The organism is Candidatus Neomarinimicrobiota bacterium (genome assembly GCA_012964825.1).
Classification (GTDB): Bacteria; Fidelibacterota; Marinisomatia; order Marinisomatales; family S15-B10; genus UBA2125.
On sequence record DTTI01000028.1, the window covers coordinates 17,509 to 39,252 of the forward strand.

Annotated in this window: 17 protein-coding genes; 5 read left to right on the top strand and 12 right to left on the bottom strand. The window is 47.1% G+C overall.

Going from position 1 to position 21,744, the window contains the following annotated elements:
* Positions 1-31: 31 nt before the first annotated feature.
* The gene (locus tag EYO21_02050) at positions 32-1,354 is read right to left on the bottom strand and encodes a 2-oxoglutarate synthase (protein HIB02593.1); all 1,323 of its coding nucleotides are present in this window, start codon (positions 1,352-1,354) and stop codon (positions 32-34) included.
* The gene (locus tag EYO21_02055; GenBank protein HIB02594.1) at positions 1,347-2,441 is read right to left on the bottom strand and encodes a pyruvate flavodoxin/ferredoxin oxidoreductase; all 1,095 of its coding nucleotides are present in this window, start codon (positions 2,439-2,441) and stop codon (positions 1,347-1,349) included. The genes EYO21_02050 and EYO21_02055 overlap by 8 nt, the downstream gene beginning before the upstream one ends.
* Before the next feature lie 99 nt (positions 2,442-2,540).
* Between EYO21_02055 and EYO21_02060 the strand changes: the two genes are divergently transcribed.
* On the top strand, positions 2,541-3,710 hold the full coding sequence (locus EYO21_02060) for an acyl-CoA dehydrogenase (GenBank protein ID HIB02595.1): 1,170 nt from the start codon (positions 2,541-2,543) through the stop codon (positions 3,708-3,710).
* 2 nt (positions 3,711-3,712) lie between these two features.
* On the opposite strand, the gene EYO21_02065 is transcribed toward EYO21_02060, so the two are convergent.
* The 4 genes from EYO21_02065 to EYO21_02080 all read right to left on the bottom strand — a co-directional run bounded on the left by EYO21_02065 (position 3,713) and on the right by EYO21_02080 (position 7,624).
* Positions 3,713-4,495: a biotin--[acetyl-CoA-carboxylase] ligase gene (locus EYO21_02065; protein ID HIB02596.1), complete on the bottom strand. Its 783-nt coding sequence runs from the start codon at positions 4,493-4,495 to the stop codon at positions 3,713-3,715.
* Positions 4,496-4,571: 76 nt separating this feature from the next.
* Entirely contained in the window at positions 4,572-5,225 is a 654-nt protein-coding gene (locus EYO21_02070; GenBank protein ID HIB02597.1) for a LysM domain-containing protein, read from the bottom strand.
* Between the two features lie 150 nt (positions 5,226-5,375).
* On the bottom strand, positions 5,376-6,869 hold the full coding sequence (locus tag EYO21_02075; protein ID HIB02598.1) for a methylmalonyl-CoA mutase: 1,494 nt from the start codon (positions 6,867-6,869) through the stop codon (positions 5,376-5,378).
* A 2-nt stretch (positions 6,870-6,871) separates the two neighbouring features.
* Positions 6,872-7,624, bottom strand: coding sequence for a molecular chaperone DjiA (locus tag EYO21_02080; protein ID HIB02599.1), 753 nt, complete (start codon positions 7,622-7,624; stop codon positions 6,872-6,874).
* A 103-nt stretch (positions 7,625-7,727) separates the two neighbouring features.
* Here EYO21_02080 and EYO21_02085 point away from each other — a divergent pair, with 103 nt between their 5' ends.
* The 4 genes from EYO21_02085 (at position 7,728) to EYO21_02100 (ending at position 10,333) form a co-directional block, all read left to right on the top strand.
* Complete coding sequence (locus tag EYO21_02085; GenBank protein ID HIB02600.1) at positions 7,728-8,282, top strand: hypothetical protein; 555 nt, start codon at positions 7,728-7,730, stop codon at positions 8,280-8,282.
* Complete coding sequence (locus EYO21_02090) at positions 8,279-9,493, top strand: hypothetical protein (GenBank protein HIB02601.1); 1,215 nt, start codon at positions 8,279-8,281, stop codon at positions 9,491-9,493. The genes EYO21_02085 and EYO21_02090 overlap by 4 nt, the downstream gene beginning before the upstream one ends.
* Positions 9,494-9,575: 82 nt before the next feature.
* Positions 9,576-10,019: a hypothetical protein gene (locus EYO21_02095; GenBank protein ID HIB02602.1), complete on the top strand. Its 444-nt coding sequence runs from the start codon at positions 9,576-9,578 to the stop codon at positions 10,017-10,019.
* Entirely contained in the window at positions 10,016-10,333 is a 318-nt protein-coding gene (locus EYO21_02100; GenBank protein ID HIB02603.1) for a DUF3467 domain-containing protein, read from the top strand. The genes EYO21_02095 and EYO21_02100 overlap by 4 nt, the downstream gene beginning before the upstream one ends.
* A 93-nt stretch (positions 10,334-10,426) precedes the next feature.
* Here EYO21_02100 and EYO21_02105 read toward each other — a convergent pair whose 3' ends face one another.
* The 6 genes from EYO21_02105 to EYO21_02130 form a co-directional block, all read right to left on the bottom strand.
* Complete coding sequence (locus EYO21_02105) at positions 10,427-11,323, bottom strand: cation transporter (GenBank protein HIB02604.1); 897 nt, start codon at positions 11,321-11,323, stop codon at positions 10,427-10,429.
* Positions 11,324-11,381: 58 nt separating this feature from the next.
* Positions 11,382-14,999 carry a hypothetical protein gene (locus tag EYO21_02110; GenBank protein HIB02605.1) on the bottom strand — a complete coding sequence of 1,206 codons (3,618 nt, stop codon included), beginning with the start codon at positions 14,997-14,999 and terminating at the stop codon, positions 11,382-11,384.
* A 74-nt stretch (positions 15,000-15,073) separates the two neighbouring features.
* Positions 15,074-16,936, bottom strand: a complete 1,863-nt coding sequence (locus EYO21_02115) for a T9SS type A sorting domain-containing protein (GenBank protein HIB02606.1) — start codon at positions 16,934-16,936, stop codon at positions 15,074-15,076.
* A gap of 274 nt (positions 16,937-17,210) precedes the next feature.
* Positions 17,211-18,551 (bottom strand): hypothetical protein, encoded by a 1,341-nt coding sequence (locus EYO21_02120; protein ID HIB02607.1) that lies wholly within the window; start codon positions 18,549-18,551, stop codon positions 17,211-17,213.
* Positions 18,552-18,979: 428 nt separating this feature from the next.
* The gene (locus tag EYO21_02125) at positions 18,980-20,638 is read right to left on the bottom strand and encodes an electron transfer flavoprotein-ubiquinone oxidoreductase (GenBank protein HIB02608.1); all 1,659 of its coding nucleotides are present in this window, start codon (positions 20,636-20,638) and stop codon (positions 18,980-18,982) included.
* 125 nt (positions 20,639-20,763) lie between these two features.
* Positions 20,764-21,744, bottom strand: a complete 981-nt coding sequence (locus EYO21_02130) for an electron transfer flavoprotein subunit alpha/FixB family protein (protein ID HIB02609.1) — start codon at positions 21,742-21,744, stop codon at positions 20,764-20,766.

Consider the following 21,744-nt stretch of genomic DNA (forward strand, 5'->3'; position numbering starts at 1 on the left):
ATTAAATGGTCATTTTTCGCCGTCTTGATAATTAAGATTCAAAATGTGCGAACACGCCCAAGTTGATTTTGGCGATCTTTGGTTTCTGGATTTGCTGGGTCGCCTCTTGCAGGGCTTCGAAGGGAAATAAGCCCAATTGTTGGGTAAGGTAACCTGCCGTGAGGGCAGAAATATTTTTGCGAACTTCTTTTTGAGCACTTTCCGGAAATGCCAGGGGTAATAGTTTGGCTTTTGAATTAACATTGCCGAGTCCTTCCGCAAAATAAATAGTATCAGTTTTATCCATAGCCTGGGTGAGGCGCGCAATCTTATCCCTGCCTTCCGGTGCAATAAGGGCTGCCACGTCAGGTTTGATGACACCTGAATAAAGCACCGGTTCGGGACTGATGATGATTTCCGCTACGGAGAACCCGGTCTGGATGGTGATGGGGAAATCGGCCCGGCGGCTTGTCCACAGTCCCGACAGTGTTGCCGCTGAAGCCAGTAGGTTACCAGCGGAAACGACCTTCTGTCCTGCGGCACCGGCCAATACAATACGCACCGGTTTATCAAGGTCGGATGTAAACTTGGTTTCCAATATCAACCCGCTCATGGGCTTCTGTTGTCCGGCCTGTTCCTGAATGCCCTTATAGCTGGTCTGGAAACTAGGCCGGTTTGTTTCCTGTAAAATGCCCGATTCCATATTCATGCTGTCCATGTAACTCATCATTTCCTTGCGGCCAAAATCATTTCGCACCACGTAATAGGCGGTGCAAAGTTCCCAGATATCAATGAGTGAAAATCCGTCGTGATCCATGGCCTTGGCGATCATTTCAGGCAGATCTTTGTCGAAGGCAGTGGCGCGGGCAATAAAACCTCCACCGTTGACTTTGGCCGTTCCAGCGATGTCCATGGGGGCTTCGGTGCTGCCCAAAGAGGTGGTGGGAGTGATGCTGTCCAGAGGCGTTGTGACAGAATGCTGACCACCGGTCATGCCGAAATTGAAATTATTGAATACTAGGACAGCTATATCCGTATTTGAACGGGCTGCATTGAGCAGATGGTGTCCGCCGATGCCACAGCCACCATCTCCGATAAGCACCACCACTTTCAAGTCCGGATTCTGCATCTTGATCCCGGAGGCATAGGTAATGGCCCGGCCGTGGAGTCCGTGGAAAGCGTGAGTCACAAAATATTTATCCGAAAGTCCCACACATCCAATATCGGTCACAATCACTACTTCCGTGGGATCCAGTTCCTGCTGTTTCAGGCTGTCGCTTACGGCGCCCAACACTTTTCCGTGGCTGCACCCAGGACAGAATTCGTAGGGTAAATTTTCTTCGGCGATGTAGGTATCAAGGCCCATTTCAGCCATGATAAGCCTCCACGATTTCTTCCGGTGTAATGAGGAAGGTATCCACCCGGTTCACACCCACCAATTCAATGGTGCTATTGGTCAGTCGTTCTATTTCGTGCCGGTACTGGCCGTGGTTCATCTCAGGGATAATGATCCGCTTTATATCTTTCAGGTATTCCAAAATTTTCTTTTCCGGAATGGGCCAGAGGGAATAAACTGTTAAAGCAGAAACCTTTTCACCTTTGGCACGTAGCTGATTCACGGCTGCTTCCATAGACCGGGCCGAAATGCCATAACTCAAGATCAGCGTATCTGCACCATCATCTAAATCAGATTTCACTAGAGAGAGCTCATCCACTCGGCTTTCAATTTTTTCTCTTAGTCTTTCATTCAGATCAGCGATAATACTTGGATCTTTTGTAATGTGTCCTTCTTCCGTATGGCTGGAACCGGTATAATGATGGATCTTGCCGTTCACTTGATAAGGGTCCAACAATTCGCCCACTGGTTCATCGGGGACTTCAGGCCAGTCCGGTGTTTCGGTCATTTCACTGACAGCCACCGATTCAGTGGTCATAACCGTTTCCTTGTCAGTAGCGATAAAAACGGGATTTCGAAAGCGCTTGGCAAGCTTGAACGCTCTTTTGGTTAAATGATACGATTCGGGGATATTTGTTGGCGAAAGGACAATAACCGGATAACCTCCGGAATTGCACCAGCGCATGAACTGGATATCGCCCTGGGCCGCGGCTGTGGCTGCGCCGGTTGAAGGACCCAGTCTTTGGGAAATGGTGATAACTAGAGGCACTTCCATCATGATGGCCAGTCCAATATTTTCAGAATAGAGGGAGAGACCCGGGCCGCTGGAAGCAGTGAAAGCTGTAGCTCCAGCGGTGGCTGCACCAATGCAATGTCCAATGGAGGAAATTTCATCTTCCCCTTGGATGCCTGTACCGCCGATCTTGGGGAGTTCCCGTAGCATATGGGTTAAAATTCCTGATGCGGGAGTGATGGGGTATCCAGCAAAAAAGTTGCAACCCACATCTAGGGCTCCCCGGGCGATGGCCGCCGCACCATCCACCATTTCTCTCCGCTCACTATTCAAGTCATTACTCCTTTAGATCTATTAAAAAAAGTTACACCAGTATATACAAGCAATTCATATTAAAATTGTAACTTGTACTCTTGTTCTAAGGTATCATCCATGAAGTATATCGGTCCTGACTTTTTCGACATTTCCAGTCAACTCAGCGAAGAAGAGCTCCTCGTTCAGAAGACGGCTAACGACTTTGTGAAAAATGAGTTCTTGCCCGTAGTAAATGAACACTACCATGCTGGAACATTCCCTGTGGAACTGATTCCCAAACTGGGGAAACTCGGTTTTCTCGGGTCAAGTCTGCCTGAAGAATCGGGAGGAGCCGCTGTGAGCAGTGTCGCTTATGGTCTTATTATGCACGAGCTGGAGCGCGGTGACTCAGGCCTACGTTCTTTCGCCTCTGTCCAGGGAGCCCTGGTCATGTATCCCATCCATGCCTATGGTTCTGATGAACAAAAATCCAACTGGCTTCCAAAACTGGGCAGCGGTGATACCATCGGCTGTTTCGGCCTCACGGAGTCCAACTTCGGTTCCAATCCAGGCGGCATGATGACCCGTGCTTCCAGGGACGGTGATGAATGGGTTATCAACGGTTCCAAAATGTGGATTACCAACGGTACCATTGCCGATGTGGCCTTGGTTTGGGCAAAGGATGATGATGGCGTTGTTCGCGGCTTTCTTATAGAAAAGGGGATGGAAGGTTTCTCAGCCCCGGAGCAGCACGGTAAGCTGAGCCTCAGGGCTTCCATTACCTCGGAACTTGTCTTGGAGAATGTTCGTGTTCCCGATTCAGCACGCCTGCCGAATGTAGAAGGGTTGAAGGGACCATTGTCATGTCTGACACAGGCCCGCTACGGAATCACCTGGGGTGTTATTGGTGCAGCGGTGGACTGTTATGAAACAGCCCTTGATTACAGCCTGCAACGCAAACAGTTTTCTAAGCCTATTGCGGGCTACCAGATGACTCAGGCTAAACTAGTGGAGATGCTCACCCACATTACAGAAGCGCAACTGCTGGTCCTCCGCCTCGGCCGCATGAAGGATGAGGGCACTATGGATTTCAGTCAGGTTTCAATGGCGAAGCGGGCCAATGTGGCCATGGCGAGAGATATTGCCCGGACTTCCCGGGAGATTCTAGGCGCCAACGGAATCATCGATGATTACTCTCCCATCCGCCACATGGCCAACATGGAGACCGTCTATACATATGAGGGGACCCACGAGATGCACACTCTCATCTTGGGTGAGAAGATTACCGGTCATTCGGCCTTCGATTAAGATCAGATTTCGAGAGAAATTTCTTCGCCTGTAAGTGAGATTTTGCCATCAGAGGTCTTGATCAAGGCGGCGCCGTTGTCGTCAATTCCTGAAAAGGTACCCCTCTTTTTTACACCATTTTTGGTGAATACGACGGTCTTGTTGATATGGTCACACTTTTCCAGCCAAGCTGATCTGAGCGAATCGCTCTCTCCACTTTTCACCGCATCAATCCACTTCTCAAGAGCGTTCAGGATCCACGCCACTACCAGTTCCCGCTGAAGGGGTGACCCTTTTTCGGCGGAGAGGGTTGTGGCGGTTTGGCGAAGTTCTTCAGGAAGTTCAATAAAACTTTCATTGACGTTCAGTCCCATGCCAACTACAGCATATTCTATGGAATCTTTTTGCACTTTCGTTTCCACTAGAATACCGCCGCACTTTTTTCCCGAGATGAGAATATCGTTGGGCCATTTCAGGGCAGGCGTCAGCCCAAATTTTTCCACCGCTTCTGCCGCAGCCACGACAGCAGCGAGGGAAAGAAATCCATTCTGTTGTACTGAGATTTCCGACCGGAGAATAACAGAAAATGTGACCGCTTTTCCCGGTGAAGCAAACCACGACCGCCCCTGTCTTCCTTTTCCCTTATACTGATGATCTGTGATAACCATTGTCCCATCCGTTATCCCACCCTCATCGATGAGTTCAAACGCTTCAACATTGGTTGATTCCAGCCGCTGGTAGTATTCAATCTCACGGCCGAGAGATTTTGTCTGGAGGTTTGCTTTTATGAGTTGTGGAAACAGCATTGCTTGAATATGGACTTAAACAAAAAAGCCACTGACGAACCAGCGGCTTTCTAACAATTAAATCGTCTGCTTCTGTTCAGGCCTTAGGATCGATTTTGTCTCTGATTTGTAGCTTCATTCCGGGGTCGAGGAAATTGCTGTTTCCGTTCAGCCGGTCGGTATTGTCCAGATAGAGGATAATCCAAGCCACATGATCGCCGTATAGTTTACCGGCAATGCCCCACAGTGTTTCACCTGAACTCACTTCGTATTCGGAAAAACCGGGTTTGAACTCTTCAACTTTATTTTCCCGCTTCAAAGTTAAATAGTGAAAGGGGTAGATAAGATTCGGGTTGTTACCGATATCTTCTCTATTCCAGTTGTAAATCTCACGCCATCTGCGAAAGTTTCCGTATTGTTGGCTAGCAATCTTGATAAGAAAATCACCTGGAACGATCAAATATGTATCCCAATCAGTGAGGGCAATGTCACTGCTCATTACGGGCGCTTCCATAACAACTTCTGGTTCAGGTATTGTGAGATCCACGGACGGGCCGCTTTCTGTTTCAGCTTCGTCAGGGATGTTGACCTCAACATCATTCTGCTCCAAACCCATGCGGTCTACTGACTCGTCAGCTGAGGCGAGCCTCTTGGTGTCTTCCGGAGAAACCGGAGGTGCGGACTGTTTTCCGCAAGAGACCACGAGCGTCGCAATTGCAATAGTACTGATAACAAATTTAGTATATTTCATTTCTTTATTCTCCAATTTGGAAACCGTTTAACCATTTCTACGATTACCACCACTGTCAGTTCCCACGAAAAGTTTTTGACCAACAACTAATACGCGAGCGTGAACCCCGAAGGTATTAAACTAGTTGAATATAAGGCAACCAATTGTTGATTAAGCAGGTGTGTAGTCACCAAATACGTTTCTGAGTGTGTAGGAAATTTCACCCAGGGAACATTTGTTTTTCACGCAATGAATGATTAATGGCATAAGATTAGCATCTCCTTCAGCGGCACTCCTAAGTTGTGATAAGGCCTGATCCACATCGCCTTTTTCTCTGTTATCTTTATATCGGTTCAGTCTTTCCAACTGCCTGTGAACAGCAGCCTGGTTGATAGCATGCAAATCAATTTGTTCAGGCTCGCTGTGTTCAAATTTATTTACACCCACTACAATCTGTTCTCCGGAGTCTACTTTCTTTTGATAATTATATGAGCTACGGGCGATCTCTTCCTGTATATAGCTTGTCTCAATGGCTGATATGGCGCCTCCGAGATCATCAACCTTTTTGATCAACTCGAAAGCTTCCTCTTCAAGACGGTCTGTTGTTTTTTCTACATACCATGATCCCGCCAACGGATCCACTGCGTTTGTGACACCTGCTTCATGAGCGATAACCTGCTGTGTCCGCAATGCCAGCTGTGTGGATGCTTCCGTAGGGAGCGCCAGCGCTTCATCCCGGGCGTTGGTATGAAGTGATTGGGTGCCACCAAGTACCGCTGATAGGGCTTCAAATGCTGTCCGTACTACGTTGTTATCAATCTGTTGTGCAGCCAGTGAAGATCCGGCTGTCTGAACGTGAAACCGGCACATCATGGACTTCTCGTTATTTGCATTGAATCTCTCTTTTATGATTCTTGCCCAGATACGTCGTGCGGCCCTGAACTTTGCGATTTCTTCAAAAAAGTCCATCTGTGCGTTAAAGAAAAATGAGATACGGGGAGCAAAGTCGTCTAGATCCAGGCCTCGGTCTAGGGCGGCCTGAACATAGGCGATGCCGTTGGAGAAAGTGAAAGCAAGTTCTTGCGCGGCTGTGGCCCCCGCTTCACGGATGTGGTAGCCTGATATGGAAATTGTGTTCCATTGTGGCATTTGGCGGTTACAATATTCGAAAATATCAGTGACGATTCTTAGACTCTGCTTTGGGGGATAAATGTGCGTTCCCCGGGAGATATACTCCTTTAGGATGTCGTTCTGCACTGTCCCCCGTAAACTTTTGGTGTTCACGCCATTTTTCTGAGCTATCATCACATAGAACGCCAACAAAATGGCCGCAGTGGCGTTGATGGTCATGGATGTGGAGACTTCGCCAAGGGGGATGTCTTTCAGAAGTATCTCCATATCTTCCAACGTGGCGATGGGAACCCCAACACGACCTATCTCTCCATCGGCCATTGCGTGGTCAGAATCGTACCCCATCTGGGTCGGGAGATCGAAGGCCACCGATAGACCAGTGACGCCTTGATCCAGGAGATTGCGGTAACGTTTGTTGGATTTTTCGGCAGAGGTGAAGCCGGCATACTGGCGCATGGTCCAGAGCCGGTCTCTGTACATGTTGGGATAGATTCCGCGGGTAAAGGGGTACTGTCCAGCTTTTTCAGTGGACACGGCTAATTCAGATTTCTCTCACTCTTGATTTTTTCATAGGCGTTGTTCACAGCCTTGAACTTATTCTCCGCCAACTGCCCGAACTCTTCTCCCAGGTGTGCTACCTTGTCGGGGTGATACTTGGCGGCCATTTTTCTGTAAGCCCGCTTTACTTCGGTATCGGTAGCGGAGGGATCCACTTCAAGTATGATATAAGTGCCTGTGGTCTGGCTCACAAACATGGCTTTCATGGATTCGAAATCGGAAGGAGAGACACCAATATAATTGCAGATCTTCCTGATCATATCATCTTCCAACTGATGGAGCTCGCCATCAGCATGAGCGAGCCCAAATAGTCCGTGGACCAGTTCCAGCCGGGCCGCATGGTCCATCTCCTTCTTGATCTGACGGCAGATGGATGGGAGGGCGTAGTCCTGCTTTAAAATGTCTTTGAAGAGTATCATGAGATCTTTCGCATTTTCCTGTCCAAAATGTTTTGTAAGGAACTGTTTAACAAATGCCAGTTCCGATTTCAAAAGTTTATTGTCTGCCTTCATGACTTGGCCCAGAAGAACCAGCAAGGAGACAGCAAAGTCGCCGGGACGGGTGCGGGGATAATCTTTGGGACTTTTCCTTGGGCCATAGTGCATTCTGTAGGGTGAGCCTTCCGGCGGCTGTTCAGAAAAGGCCGCCAACGAAAATCCCACCAGCGCGCCGATAGGACCGGCCAGTACCCAGCCGAGTCCGCTCCAGAGTATTTTCTTTCCTACAGGCATCTTATGTTTGTAAAACTGTGCATTTCAGATCTGCAAAGATACAGAGTTCTGCTGGAAAATCGTCAGTAACTAAAAAGTTTCTTTTTTCAGCAAAAGTCCTATATTGCACAGTATGCGCCGCCAACTGGAACAATGGAAAACATGCGGGACCATCACCTGGTTTCGGTTGACACGAAAATTGAAGAAGCCAGATTTCACTGGTGCTATCCGAAAGGGAGGCTCAGGGATTCGCTCTGCACTCATTATCCTGCCGGAAGGTCGTGAGAACTCCAGAATTGCCCGTTATTTCCTGAAATCCATCTACCAAAACGAGCATGCTAAAATCGATTTTCTGATGGATAAGAGGCTTTATCACACATTTCAGGACTCACTTCCGGAGAAGGTGAAGGTGTATGAGGATGAAGATTTGAACTGGCTCAGGTTGCCGCGACAAACCATGGTGGACCGAATATTTGACAGGCAGTACGAGGCGGTTGTAGATATGCATCCCGGCTTTAATCTACCGTCAGCCTACCTGACGCACATTTCAGGGGCACCGTTGCGAATTGGATTTGCCAGTAAATATTCGGAACATTTTTTCAATGTGGAGATTGACAGTTCGAAAAGTGAATTTCTTGAAAGGAGTTATCTGGCAGTACAAAAGTTGCTGAACTTATGAATATCTACCTTTATGAAACCCGGGCTTCGGCCTTGAAGCTGGAGCCCATTACTCTGACACGCACCGTGTTTGAACTGAGGTGCGGCGCCTTCACATTCTTGGAACGTCTGCGTCTGTTGCGTTCTGACGGTTCCGTTTCGCTGTTCGTTCGGGAAGAACTTGTGGGCATCACTGAGGCACGTTTTGACGAGTTGGCGGTGAATCCACAATCTGTTTCTGAAGGTCTTTGGCTCAATAGTGCGGTCCTCTGGAGCGAAGCGTTGCTAAAGCTTTTGGAATCGAAGGAGGGGGTCCTCACATCAGACGGCTGTGTGGTGGGAGCACATCTGTCATCAGATGCGGGTCAAAAGTGGCTTGAGGCCGGGGGTCCTGTGGAAACACCATGTCCCGAAATCTTAGGGAAGGAGGCCGATGATCTGAAAATAATTACTTACCTATGGGATTGCATCAATGAGAACGGTCATGCTATCGAGGAGGACGCTACCCACTTCCCGCTGGGAGAAGTGAAAGGCGATATTGATGATGGTGTCCATATCTTAAATCGAGATAACATCTATGTGCCTGAGGGCACTAAAGTTAAGGCAGGGGCCATTCTGGATGGTGAATCGGGCCCGGTCATCATTGGCGAAAATGTGACCGTTCAGTCCGGTGCTTATCTTGAGGGTCCCCTTTATGTTGGTGATTGTACCCTTATTAAAGCCGGTGCAAAGATCTTCGGAGAGACCTCTCTCGGTCACGGATGTAAGATTGGCGGGGAGGTGGCTGAGTCCATTTTCCAGAGTTGGAGCAACAAACAGCATGACGGGTTTATCGGTCACGCCTACATCGGGGAATGGGTCAACCTCGGTGCAGGAACCAATAACAGCGATCTGAAAAACAATTATACTTCCGTGGAAGTGACTGTACACGGCGAGCTGATTGACACAGGAAGTCTTTTTGTGGGGTTGTTCATGGGTGATCATTCAAAGTCGGCCATCGGTACCCCTTTCAACACTGGAACCATCGTAGGCCCGGCCTGCAATGTGGTGGCTGCCGGTTTTCCGCCGAAGGTGATACCGCCTTTCTCATGGGTCATGAACAGGGAATTTCAGAAATACAATTTCCAGAAGTTTGTTGAGACAGCGAAGGCGGTAAAGGAGAGGCGGGGACAGTTATTCTCAGAGGTTGAGGAAAGTTTCTTCCGCCGAATAGCTGAAAATAATAATAAATGAAAATTTTGAAATTACTGTTGACGAGGGGCAGGTCGCCGATTATATTAACGCCTTCAAATCGAGGATAATACGAGGAACTGTCATGTTATCAGAAGGTTTAATCTGCCCAGAATGCAAAACTCCCCTTGGAGAAGAGGGTCTCAGAGAGTCGTTGGTTTGTGCTGATTGCAAGACCGATCTACAGAATGCGAAATACCTGGATTTCATAGAATACCTTGTGGCCAACGGTATTGTAAAGGATATAGACTTTTTCGATATGAAAGTCTACAAGGATGAGATTGAACGTCTCGACCCCACCGATCAGGAGGAGGTGGACCCGCAGACTTTTGAAAAGAAAAAAGACACCTTTTCTCTTTTTGAAGAAGAGGTACAAACCGTAGAAAAAGATACTACAGAAGAGATAGACGTTTGGGAAGGACTGGAAGAAGATTGGGAAGAATTCAATCTCCGTAATAAGAGTGACGATGAAAACCCGCTTTTAAAGAAGAAGAAAAAGTCGCGAAGAGGGAGAAAGAAAAAAACGTGAGTAAAAATAAAGAACAGCATATCAACATTGAGCTTGATGAGAAAGTTGGGAGTGGCGATTATGCCAATTTTGTGGTCATTACTCACTCTCCGGCTGAGTTTGTCATGGATTTCACCCGCCTCCTCCCGGGTATGCCAAAGGCGAAAGTGAATTCAAGAATCATCATGACCCCATCTCATGCCAAGAGTTTTCAAAGGGCTCTGTCAGATAACATCGGAAAGTATGAAAAGCAATACGGCGAAATTGCTGTGCCGAAGAATGAATCTTTTGATCAATTCGGGGTCAAACCACCTGAAGGATCATTGCCGAATTAACCATTTAATGAGTCTGCTAACAGGAAAAGACCCTGAAAGAACTTTTGGTTTTATGCTGGTGTTAGCTTGGCTATTTAGGCCAAAAGGCACCGGCTAATGCTGGTGCTCAAAGCGGTGTGAGTGCTCTTCAGCCCCTTTTTCCGTCTCACACTCCAGTGTAATATCTCTCACATCGAACTCTTCCTGAATGATGGATCGGATGTTCTGTTTGATGGGCTCCGCGGCTTCCAGAGAATCCACGGAGACGACGACGTGAGCCGTCCCGACTGTCAGATGTGAACAGACCTGCCAAAGCCTCACATCGAGAAAATCTTTAACGCCGTCAATTTCCAGCACGCGCTGCCGGACATGGTCAATATCCTGGGGTGATTTCTGTAAAAGAATTTCCGCGCTGGAATAGAGAACCCTACCAGCACCTATGAGCAAAAGCAACGCCACAAAGGCGGCCACAACGGGGTCGATGACGGGCATATCAAAAAGCTTGATTGCGATGATGCCAACCACCACGGAAACTGAGGCGAGGATATCCCCCATGATGTGCAGGTAGGCACTCCTGATATTCACATCCTTGTCTTTGTCCGGTGTGTGATGAAAGAAGCGGATGACGATAAGGTTTACCACAAGTCCAATGACAGCAATCACCAGGGCGCCGCTGGTTTCGATTTTGCCTGGATTCCGGAACCGCTCCCACGCCTCCAGGAAAATAACAGCCGAAATGATGCTGAGAACAATGCCGTTAAAAAGGGCACTCATCACCTCCAGACGATGGTAGCCGAAAGCCATTCTCTGGGTGGGGTGCCGCCTTTGAGCCACAGAAAGGGCAAAAGAAGCGATAAGAATAGAACCGAGATCGGAAATAACGTGAAATGAATCTGAAATGAGGCTCAAGCTGCCGAAAACAATACCACCCAGCAGCTCAGCAAGGAATGTGATACTCAGGAGCAGGGCTGCTGTCTTGAGAACTTTTTGAGAAGTGAAATGACCGCTCATGGGAAAAAGAAATTTACTTCAGACAGGGGAGAGTTGTGAGGATTGGTAAGGCGGTGGATTAAAGCTCAGCCTGGAGGCGGAGCATAACCAGGCGGCCGATGGCCGGGCCACCCTGAATCTCAATATGACGATCGTTGAAAAGGTTGCTGACACTCATCAGTACAGCCACCTTGTCTATAAGTTGATATCGCGCGTGGAAATCAAATATATGGTAAGGGCCTATGGTGCCGAAATAGACGCCTGATTGCCAAGGGAAGGCGTCCACATAACGATAATTGAATGTGCCACCAAGCTTCGATTCCGGAGGAGAGTACCGCAGCTTTATACCTCCTTTATGCTTGGGAGCGTTAATGGGATCCTTTGCATTGGTGATTGGGTTGATGAAGTCACTCATGCTGAGATAAGAGTATGTAATGTCCGCACTCCATGTTCGGTTCAGTAAGAATGAGAGGCTCATATCCATACCGCCCATGTTCACATTCCCGTAATTGAGGTAACCCACAACAACAGGAGGGTTAAAGCCTGCTGTTGTATCCATGGAAGCAATGCCTTCAAGATGTGTGAGCCAGACGTCAAATGATTCATCCAGATCATCTTCATCCAGAATGTTATCCGGGTCTTCATTAATGACCCCGTTCCCATTATAGTCTGTGGTCAACACTTCTTTGTCAAGCACAATAGGTGTTATAAAAGTAATGGCACTGACGAATGAACTGTAGTTGCTCCTGAAGATATCCATTGTCCCATAAATGGTGGGGGCAATGCGGCCTTTGTAACCGAACTCCAGTGTGTGGACTGTTTCGGGATAAATGCCGCCCTGATCTGGAATATCGTCCTTAAAGAATCCCCTGTTTCTAGGGTCTGTAGAAGGGTAGAAGAAAACGTGTGTAGTTGAATCAAACTCATTTACCTCAAAAGCATTGTAAGGGCTTTTCCAGAAGATATCCCCATCTTCACTCCTGGGATACACATACCCTTCATGAGCACCACGGGCATATACCTTGTAAGTGGCCACCCTGGTCACAAAAATATCCAGAAACAGCGCCTGGTTGGATGGTGTGTTAAACGCTTTGGCCCATGTGAGTCTGAAGTTCTGGTTTTCCCGGGGACGGTACACCAGGCCGATCTTTGGGGAGATTTGCATCCCTTCAGTTTTGCCGAAATTGAACTTCCAGTTAGTAGGGCTGTAATTATAGTCGTAGTTGTTGAATTCAATGAAGTCAGTCAGGCGGTCGTGAGCGTCAAAACGAGTGGCATGGATCAGCTCATATTTTGGATTGAGCTTCCAATTGATCTGATAATAGGCACCGAACTCATTAACAACATAGCGGTTGTCCTCAGCCGGCTCATCAATGCCCTCATCGATGAGGCCGTCACCGTCATTGTCAATGCCGTCCGCAACCGCATGCAGGACATTATCTGTAGTTCCCACCAGGCCATCCTGCTTACCGTTATCAGTACCCCACCTTGTATACATCTCACCTCGATCGTGTCTAAGATTGTCATTATAGTCGGCCCAGGTAATAGGCGAGCCGGCCTCACCGTTTCCGTTATCGTCCCTGCCGTTAACCCCCTGGTCATCTGAAAGTATTGAGCCTCTTGTGTCCGGCATGGTCAGAAAGTAATCGGCGCCCCATACAAACCTAAGATCACTATTCATGAATTCCATTGCATGCTGAAACTGGGTACTGAACTTTTTGGACCGGTCGTAGATGGTTCCGCCGGTGGCCATATTTCGGGTAGGAGAGTGAGCCAATGGGTATTTAGGGTTGTACTTTCCGGACATACTGGTATTCAGATAAGTTTGCCAAAAAAAGTTCTTGTACCTCAGCCGACTCTGGTAGTATTGATAGACCCAACCATCGGCCAGGTAGCGGGCGATACCGGTGATGTTGATGTTTTTTGCTTTTGCCAATCCGTGGGAAAGGCTGAGGTTGAAATCGCTGTTTGGGTCATAATCAAAACGAAGATCGTAGCGGTAGTTTTCCACATTAAAATCAGGAAAGTCATCCAAGCCGTCTCCGTTTGCATCCTTTATCCAACGACTCAATTCCCCTCTTGTCAGCTTGAAATCCTCCGGGTCTCCAAATACACCGTTGCGATTTGTATCGAACAGAAGATTACCTTCATCATCATATTCATAGTCGCCAAAACCGAAACCATATCTGTCCAATTTTGTTGTATCACCTGAAGCATAGCTTCCGAAGCGGTTGAGCCAATAGTTTGCAACGGTTTCATCATCCTCATCTATCAGTCCATCTCCATCATTGTCTATACCATCAAAGAATAATTCATCACTTCCATCAATACCGGTATCAATCCCCTCATCGATCGCTCCATTACCGTTGTTATCAAGGCCATCTTTGAACTGTTTGCCGATCCTGTCTGAAGTGACACCCCAGAGAACTATCCCCTGGCAGTTACCACTGAATGAATTGATAACACCATTAATCACGCACAGCCGGTTAAACGGGTCACTTGCGGCCTGGGTGACCATCACCTGTGTAATCTTAGGCGAATTCTGTTCGGTGCCGAAAGGGAACCAGTTAATCATACCATCGGCATAGGCGTAGCCAACCATATCCATTGTTTCATCAATAAAGCCGTTGCCGTTATCATCAATACCGTTGTTAGGCACTTCACCAACGGTCAGCTCCCTGAGCATGTCTTCCGTAAATGTGGGGCTAAAAAGTTCAGGACTGGATCCGCCGTTATCTATACCATCGCGGGAGAGGTGGGGTCTGCCGAGAAAAGCAGGGTCGTGCCCTTGAAATTCATCATCATTGTAATGCTCCCAGTCGTAGGCGTTCAGTGCCACACTGGACACTTTGAACCCAAAATCTTTCCAGGCTGAAGCATGACGAAACGATATTTTCTTCAACGGTTTTCCACCCGGCTGGGCGAGGAAGCCTGTTTGAACATTGAAAGTGGTCCCTTTTGAGTCTCTGGGCGCGCGCGTGATAATATTAAGAACGCCACTGTGAGCGTTAGGTCCATAGAGGGCAGAAGAAGGGCCCAGCACTACCTCGATTTGCTGCACATCTTCGAAAGAGACGGGGATAACATTGTATGCAACAAGTCGGAGGGACGGTACATTGGCCATTCTTCCATCGGTCAGAGTCAAAAGCCGTGAACTAAAGGAGCTGTTGAAACCCCTGGCACTCAGGTTGTAACTGTCGATACCAGACTGAGTGAAATCGACCCCTTTCACCGATTTCAGATAATCACCAAGGTTTGTGTTACTCTCTCTTCGAATGGACTTTGCCGTGATCACGCTGATGGCGGCCGGTGCATCCTCAATCCGCTCCCGGCGGCGGGAAGCGGTGACCACATATGTATCGTACTCAATGGCTGAAAGAGCCAACTTAAAATCAAGATATAGGGATTGTCCAGAGTTTAAGGTAATTGTCTCTTCTTTTGTCTCATAACCGATGTAGTTCACTTTAACGACATACTCACCAGGCGGCAGATTGGTGATGGTATATTGACCATTCGCATCAGTTGCACTGCCTGTGGTTTCGGTAAGTGCTTCGCCCGCAACTGTTACGTTGGCGGCAATAAGGGGATCGTTAGATGAAGCGTCGAGTACAGTCCCGGATATTGATCCGCTCTGGGCCGACAGGGTTGTGAAAATCGCGGTAAAAACGACAGAGATTCTAGTTGCGTTTATCTTCATAAAAAAGTTCAGCCCCGTACAAAACGGGGCTGAACTTATGAAAATCGCTTAAATGAACCTAAGAGCCGGTTCTTTTATTTGACAAGCATCATTTTCTTTGTGGCCTGGAATTCGCCAGCAACCACACGGTAGAAATAGACACCACTACCAAGCTGCTGATTCTGATCGTTAACACCATCGAATAAAATGTGATGGCGCCCAGCGTTCATATTGCCCGTATGGAGTGTCCGTATTTTCTGCCCCATCATATTGTAAATAGCCACTTCAGTATAGTTCTCCTCAGGGAGGTCAAAACTGATAGTGGTAACGGGGTTGAAAGGATTCGGGTAGTTGTTATGCAGGGTAAACTGCATAGGGATATTACTCTCATCCGATATGGTTAGAGGTTTAATAGGCGACGTAGGAGCAACCCAGTCCACTGTATTTGTGAAGTGAGCAAATACATCCACGACCTGACGAACAGGTACACATATGCCACCAACTGTATTGGCATCAACCTGGAACAGTAAACGGCCACCTGCTGTGGGTGCGGTGGCTGAAAAGTCATGACCACCATCGTTTACAGTAATCCCGGCGGCAGTCATGGCACCCAGAAGAACTGTAGGCCCAGTGGGAGCAATTTGACCAAAGGCAGTCGCAGCGGCAGTTGCTGCATCCATACCACCAGTCATGAGTGCAGTAACAGCAGCAGTAAAACTAGCCCCAAGGGCTGTCGCAGCGCCCGTTACAACAGCAGCTGCAGTCGCTGCATCCAGGCTAAAGGCTGTAGCAACAGCTGTGGCAGCAGCCGTTATTGCTGCTGTAGGATCTGAAAGATCAGCAACCGCTAAAGCTGCTTGCCAGGCACCGGCAGCGGCAGCAAAGTTTGCAGTAAAGTAGTAACCTGTGAACGCTAATGGCTCATCACCAGAGAAGGGTTTTCCATCGCCACCCCGGACATCGAATGCATATCCAACACCATCCCAGGTACCTCCAACAGAGGTGTGGGTCAAGAGTTGCTCACCTGGAGTGAAAGACAATTTGTCACCATCAAATCCTCGTCCGTTAATCATTGGGTAGTCACCTGCAACGATGGTTGCGCCTTTTGTAGCGCCCCATGCAACCATGCCTGGAATAGTAACTTTGTCAGCGGTAATGGTCACACCGAGCTGTCTGTTAAGTGCCCCATCATCATCAATACCAGCCTCAGCACCACCTGTAGCATAAGGTCCATCCAAAGCGTGCCATCTAATTGTGGCATGCTTAAACCGCATGGTGCCGTCAGAGTTTTCAGTAGCGTCTTTGCCAACAATCATTCCCCATGAAGAATCAATACCGGCGACCTTTGGCGAATGGTTACGATTCGGGTAATGTGTAGCCGGATCAATGGGTTTGAACCAGCTAAAGACAGTCGATTGCTGTATACCAAAACCCCAGACAACATTCCCATTTGGATTAACTATGGGTCCCTTGTAGACGTTCGCCTGATTATCCGTAACGGCTGCTACAGTAAGCTGTGTAACACAATTTTCTGTTAAAGTGGTTGGATATGTACTTGGTCTCGTGGGGTCACCTGGAATGATGGCCGTCCCGTTTTCATGATCCAGCGCCACTGTTAAATCCACTCCAATATAATTAGTTAAATAGAAAGGATCTCTGGCTTCCGGATAAGATTCCACTCGGATATTAGCGCCTAGACCTCCAGTTAAAACTCGTTTGAGGTCGGCCACCCCATCTGCGTTTGCATCCATTGCCACGTATGAGTCACCATAAGGTATGACCCATGTGCCGTAGACGCCGTCAACGTCCGCATCATCGGCATGGGTAGCCGGGCGAACAATGTTATTATAAATAACTCTCACAGAGTGCAACTGGTAGGTCCCCGTAATAGACTGGGCCTCCCCAATGACCATCAGTGCAAGTATAAAAGTTGCAATCGATATCATTCTGGATTTCATGATCTGTTCCTCATCTTAGTTGAAATTATTACCTCAGGGACAGCGATTCCTCGCCCCACAGGTGTGAAAATAGACATTTAATCTGTCTGGGGGCAACAATTTTTTACAATTTAATTTATTGTGTGTTTTAGCTCACACTCCTTGCTGTAGCCAACTAAGGGGAGATAGCTTTAAAGTCAATCAGGAAGTATAGAAACAAAAAAGCCCGCTACTTGGTGGGGGTTTTTTGTTTCTATACAATATATTTATTAATCAGTCTGGTAGCCCCTCTAACTCAGTTAAGACATGGAAAGATAATTTCAAATGCTCCTGTTGTAGTGTAGAAAGAAACCGGTAAATAAGGCCCCATTATCTGCTTTTCTTTACCTATCTCATTTACATTTTGGATTGCATGTTTAAAATCGGGTGAGGCTAACATGTTCCTAATTTGAATAACTGTGACATCTTCATCAATTGCGCCGTCACCATCATCAGCCATCGGTAACCAGCCAACTCCACATTCGGGATGAGCATTCCGAGGACGGTCCTCTTCTCTACTAACCACAATAATATATTCATTATTATTATTCACAGGAACCTGTTCATCAAAAAGGCAATCATTCACCCGGGTATTTGCAAAACCTTGATTAGAACAAATAGACCAGTATACCAGCTCTCCTTTGGACATGAATTCATCGCCATGATAGGTTTTTGGAGTTTTGGGCAACTTCCCTTTCATAACAAATACTTTGCCATTTTTACGATTAATAATAGTCCGTACATAATTATTATCAAGATTTGGATAGAAGCCACCTGTGCTTTTTCTAAAGGATTTTGGCAGCTGTCCGTTATAAATACCTAAAAGAAAATCTCTGTCATATTGAAGATACCAAGTTGTTGGTACCGTCGCTGGCCATGTATCTGGTTTCCCAGCTTGGTTTATAAGTTCCGAGTATACGGTCATAGGTAACCCTATAGCGTCGATGGTGATTTGTGCTGGTTGGTTAGTATGTAATGCTTCGCAAGCTTTTTCTCCTCTTAATTCATCTCCATTATTCAAAATTAAAACAAACTCAGGTAAAGGTACCCCTCCTGATTCATCTTTACCTTTATCAGGGACATAAATTCGATAGATAATTGACTGCTGCCCTTGTCCGTATTGTACCGCATTTAACGAATTTCTGAGACCGGTTTCATTTTGCAAACCAGAACCTTTAATGTCATTTTGAAACTCAAGCTTGGTTCCTTCTTTTCTTCTTATTTCTGGAGGAAGATTTACAATTTCAACAGTATAAGATCTATTCTCATTTGTTCTATTCGCTCCTTCTATAAATGGATTTATTGAATGTTCATCAGGTACAATAAGATAATCAGCCAAAGATTCTATTGGTGCACCCCGGCCGTCATAACTAATTAGTGACATATATCTCGAGTGAGGAAATTTGCCTTCAAGATACAATCGGGCACCTTCTGGTACAGTAAAGGTTGCATTCCAATAAAAAGCACCAGCATCAGGATAGGCAATATTTATGTACGGATCTTTGCTCACTGGACCACGGGTCCAAAAACAAGTCCGCGGCCCAGGGATTATATTATGTTTTTCTTCATGAAAGGACTTTCTATTTCCTAATTCCATTTTGAAAGATACTTCCTTGCTACATGATGTGATGAGACAAGCAAGTGAAAGCGCAATCAATGAAATGAAACTGTATTTATTTAGGGTTCGATTCACCATTTTATGCCTTAGGTGAAATAGCATGATATTCTTAATACTATGCCTTCGAAATATACTGTTAAGGTGAGAATTTATCATTTTGTTGCTGTACCTACCCCCGTAACTTCCCAGGTTGAGACTAGGAAAGTGGTTCCCGAACTCTCATCAACATATTATAACTCTGTTGTATTGGAATCATTTGTAAATGATGTTTGAGAGGTAAAATCTGTAGTATATCTCACATTATTTAAAATCCGTGCAGGACCAATACTCCCTGCCAGACAATGGGTAATAGCGATAAGTGGTATACTACCGCCGATGCGAATTATATTAGAATTTCTAGGATCAGCCTAAAGGTTAATCCAGACTGGACCACCGCCGCCTTCGGGCGGAACCCAGTTTATAATCTGATAGGGATCCATAATATCACACGTTTTGCAATGGACACAGTTTGAGAAGTTGATCTGTAACCGACGATTATTCTCTTCTGTTACGATCTCATAGACGTCGGCGGGACAGAACTTTTCACATGGATTCCCAAATTCCTCAACACATTTAGTGATGCAAATATCCGTATCGTGGACATGTAAATGGGGGATTTGATCTTCATCGTGCGAGGTGGCGGAGTGATAGACATCTGTAACCTTATCGAACAAGTATTTTCCATCGAACTTCAGGTTGTTATAACGGTCATGATATTCCCCCTCAGCGGTTTTATTAAGATTTGTTAGATGAAGGTAATCTTCTTTGGATTGAAGGCGATTGAAGAGCCCCCACGCTCGACCACCAGTGACCAGTCCAAACCCGGCGTTAAAAAGGCCCGCCAGAAGTCCTCTGTCAAAACCCTGGTGGAAGTTCCTTACCTTCCAAAGCTCATCATGAATCCAGCTTTCCTGTACTTTCGTCTCAAAAGAGCTGAGCATTTCATCATCAAATCGGTTATTGTCTAAGGCGTCCCTAATTACATCCGCCGCCAGCATACCAGATTTCATAGCGAGATGGATTCCTTTCAATCGCTGTCCGTTCAAAAAACCGGCGGAGTCACCAATAAGCATGGCACCACCTACAGTAAGCTTTGGGATAGAGAAGTAGCCTCCCTCAGGCAGTGTCTTGGCTCCATAGGCAATCATTTCTCCTCCGTCTAGGAGTGACCTGACCCATGGGTGAGTCTTCAGAGATTGAAGCTCGTGGTGGGGGTCAACGTTGGAATCGCTGTAGTCGAGCCCTACAACGATTCCCACATTCCAAATATCATTTTTCATGCCATAGATGAAACCGCCACCAAAAATGTCGTGTCCCAAGGGGAATCCCATGGTATGAGCTACATAACCTGCCGGGACGGTATCCGGGGGCATTTGCCACAACTCTTTTACTCCCAACGCCCAGACCTGGGGATTCTTACCCGATCTTAGGTGGCATTTGGTTATGAGTTCCTTCGTGAGATTCCCGTGTGTCCCTTCCCCTAGAACAGTGACTTTTGCGCGGATATCTCCGCCCGCCTCGTAATTCGGTTTTGGTTGACCATTCTTGTCTATCCCGCGATCTCCCAATCGGACCCCTACGACTCTATCATCCTCATATAAGAGCTCGGATCCCGAAAAACCACAGAATATATCTATGCCTTGCTCCTCGCAGATATTACCCAGCCAGCGTGTGAGTTTGCCCAGGGAGGCGACATAACATCCATGGTGGGACATTGACTTTGGAATGAAAGGGAAAGGGAATTTTCTGGATAAGCTCAGGTAATACATGTGTTCTTCTTTAACCTCAGATTCAAACGGTACACCCTTATCCATATAATCAGGAATCAGTTCTTGAAGAGCTCTCGGATCTACAATGGCACCGGATAGAGAATGAGCACCGACTTCTGCTCCCTTTTCAATAATGGCTATTGAAGGTTCCTCCCCATTTTCTTTTAGGAGGCGATTAAGATGGATGGCCCCGCTGAGGCTGGCTGGCCCGGCCCCGACGAATAGTACATCAATTTCCAGAATCTCTCGCTCAGGCATTTTCAATCTCTTACATCAGACGCTTGGTACTAGTCCAAACTCTTTCCATTCCTTTCTCTTTGGCTGGGAGTGGCCAAACGCCTGACCGTATGACACTGAGTCACTCACTGTTTTTGAGAAATAGTTCATGTCTTGACTCCTAAAAGTGCTTCCGTCAGTTTTGGAACAATCTCAAGGATATCTCCGATGATGCCGTAGTCGGCCAGTTCAAAAAGGGGTGCTTCCGGGTCCTTGTTGATGAGTATAATATTTTTGGATCCTTTCATGCCTACCACATGCTGAATGGCTCCAGAAATGCCAAGAGCAAGATAAAGCTTCGGCGCCACGGTCTGTCCTGAGCTGCCGATCTGGTGGTACGGTTCAAGCCATCCTGCATCCACAACTGGGCGAGACGAAGCTACTTCGGCTCCCATGGCCTGAGCCAGATCCTTCACCATTGGTAGATTTTCTTCTTTGCCAATACCCCGACCTACAGATACGATCACTTCAGCACTGGAGAGATCCACAGCCCCGGCCGCCTCCTGGAAGGGGTCTCCCGATGTGCTGTGTATGGCACTTTCCTCCAGAGAGACGGACACCGCCCTTGCGGCAGCGCCGGATCCTTCTGTCACATCTTCTTCCTGAAAAGAGGCAGATTGAAAGGAGATGATACACGGCCCATCACTGTTGAGCATGGTATCCGCCACAAGTTTTCCGGCAAAAACCTGTTTTGACAGTACCAAAGATCCTTCATTTACACTATAGTCAATGTTATCGGCAAGAAAGGGGATCCTCAGCTTTGCGCTAACACGAGGGAGAAAATCTCGCACCATGTAGGTGTGCCCCATGAGCACGTACTTAGGAGATTCTGCTTCAATGACTTGGGACAATGCGGAAGAAAATCCGTCAGCACTGTAGCCACCGAGCAGGGTATTTTCAACTGTCAGAATTTCTTGAACATCTTTTGATTGAAAAGAATTGGCTAAGCCGGAAACATCCTCACCCATAAGTACCACGGACACAGGAAGGCCTAAATCGCGTCCCACCGCCTGAGCTCCGGCCAGAGCCTCCCAGCTCATACGGTGAACAGTACCGTTATTCTCTTCAACACCAACAAGTATGCTCAT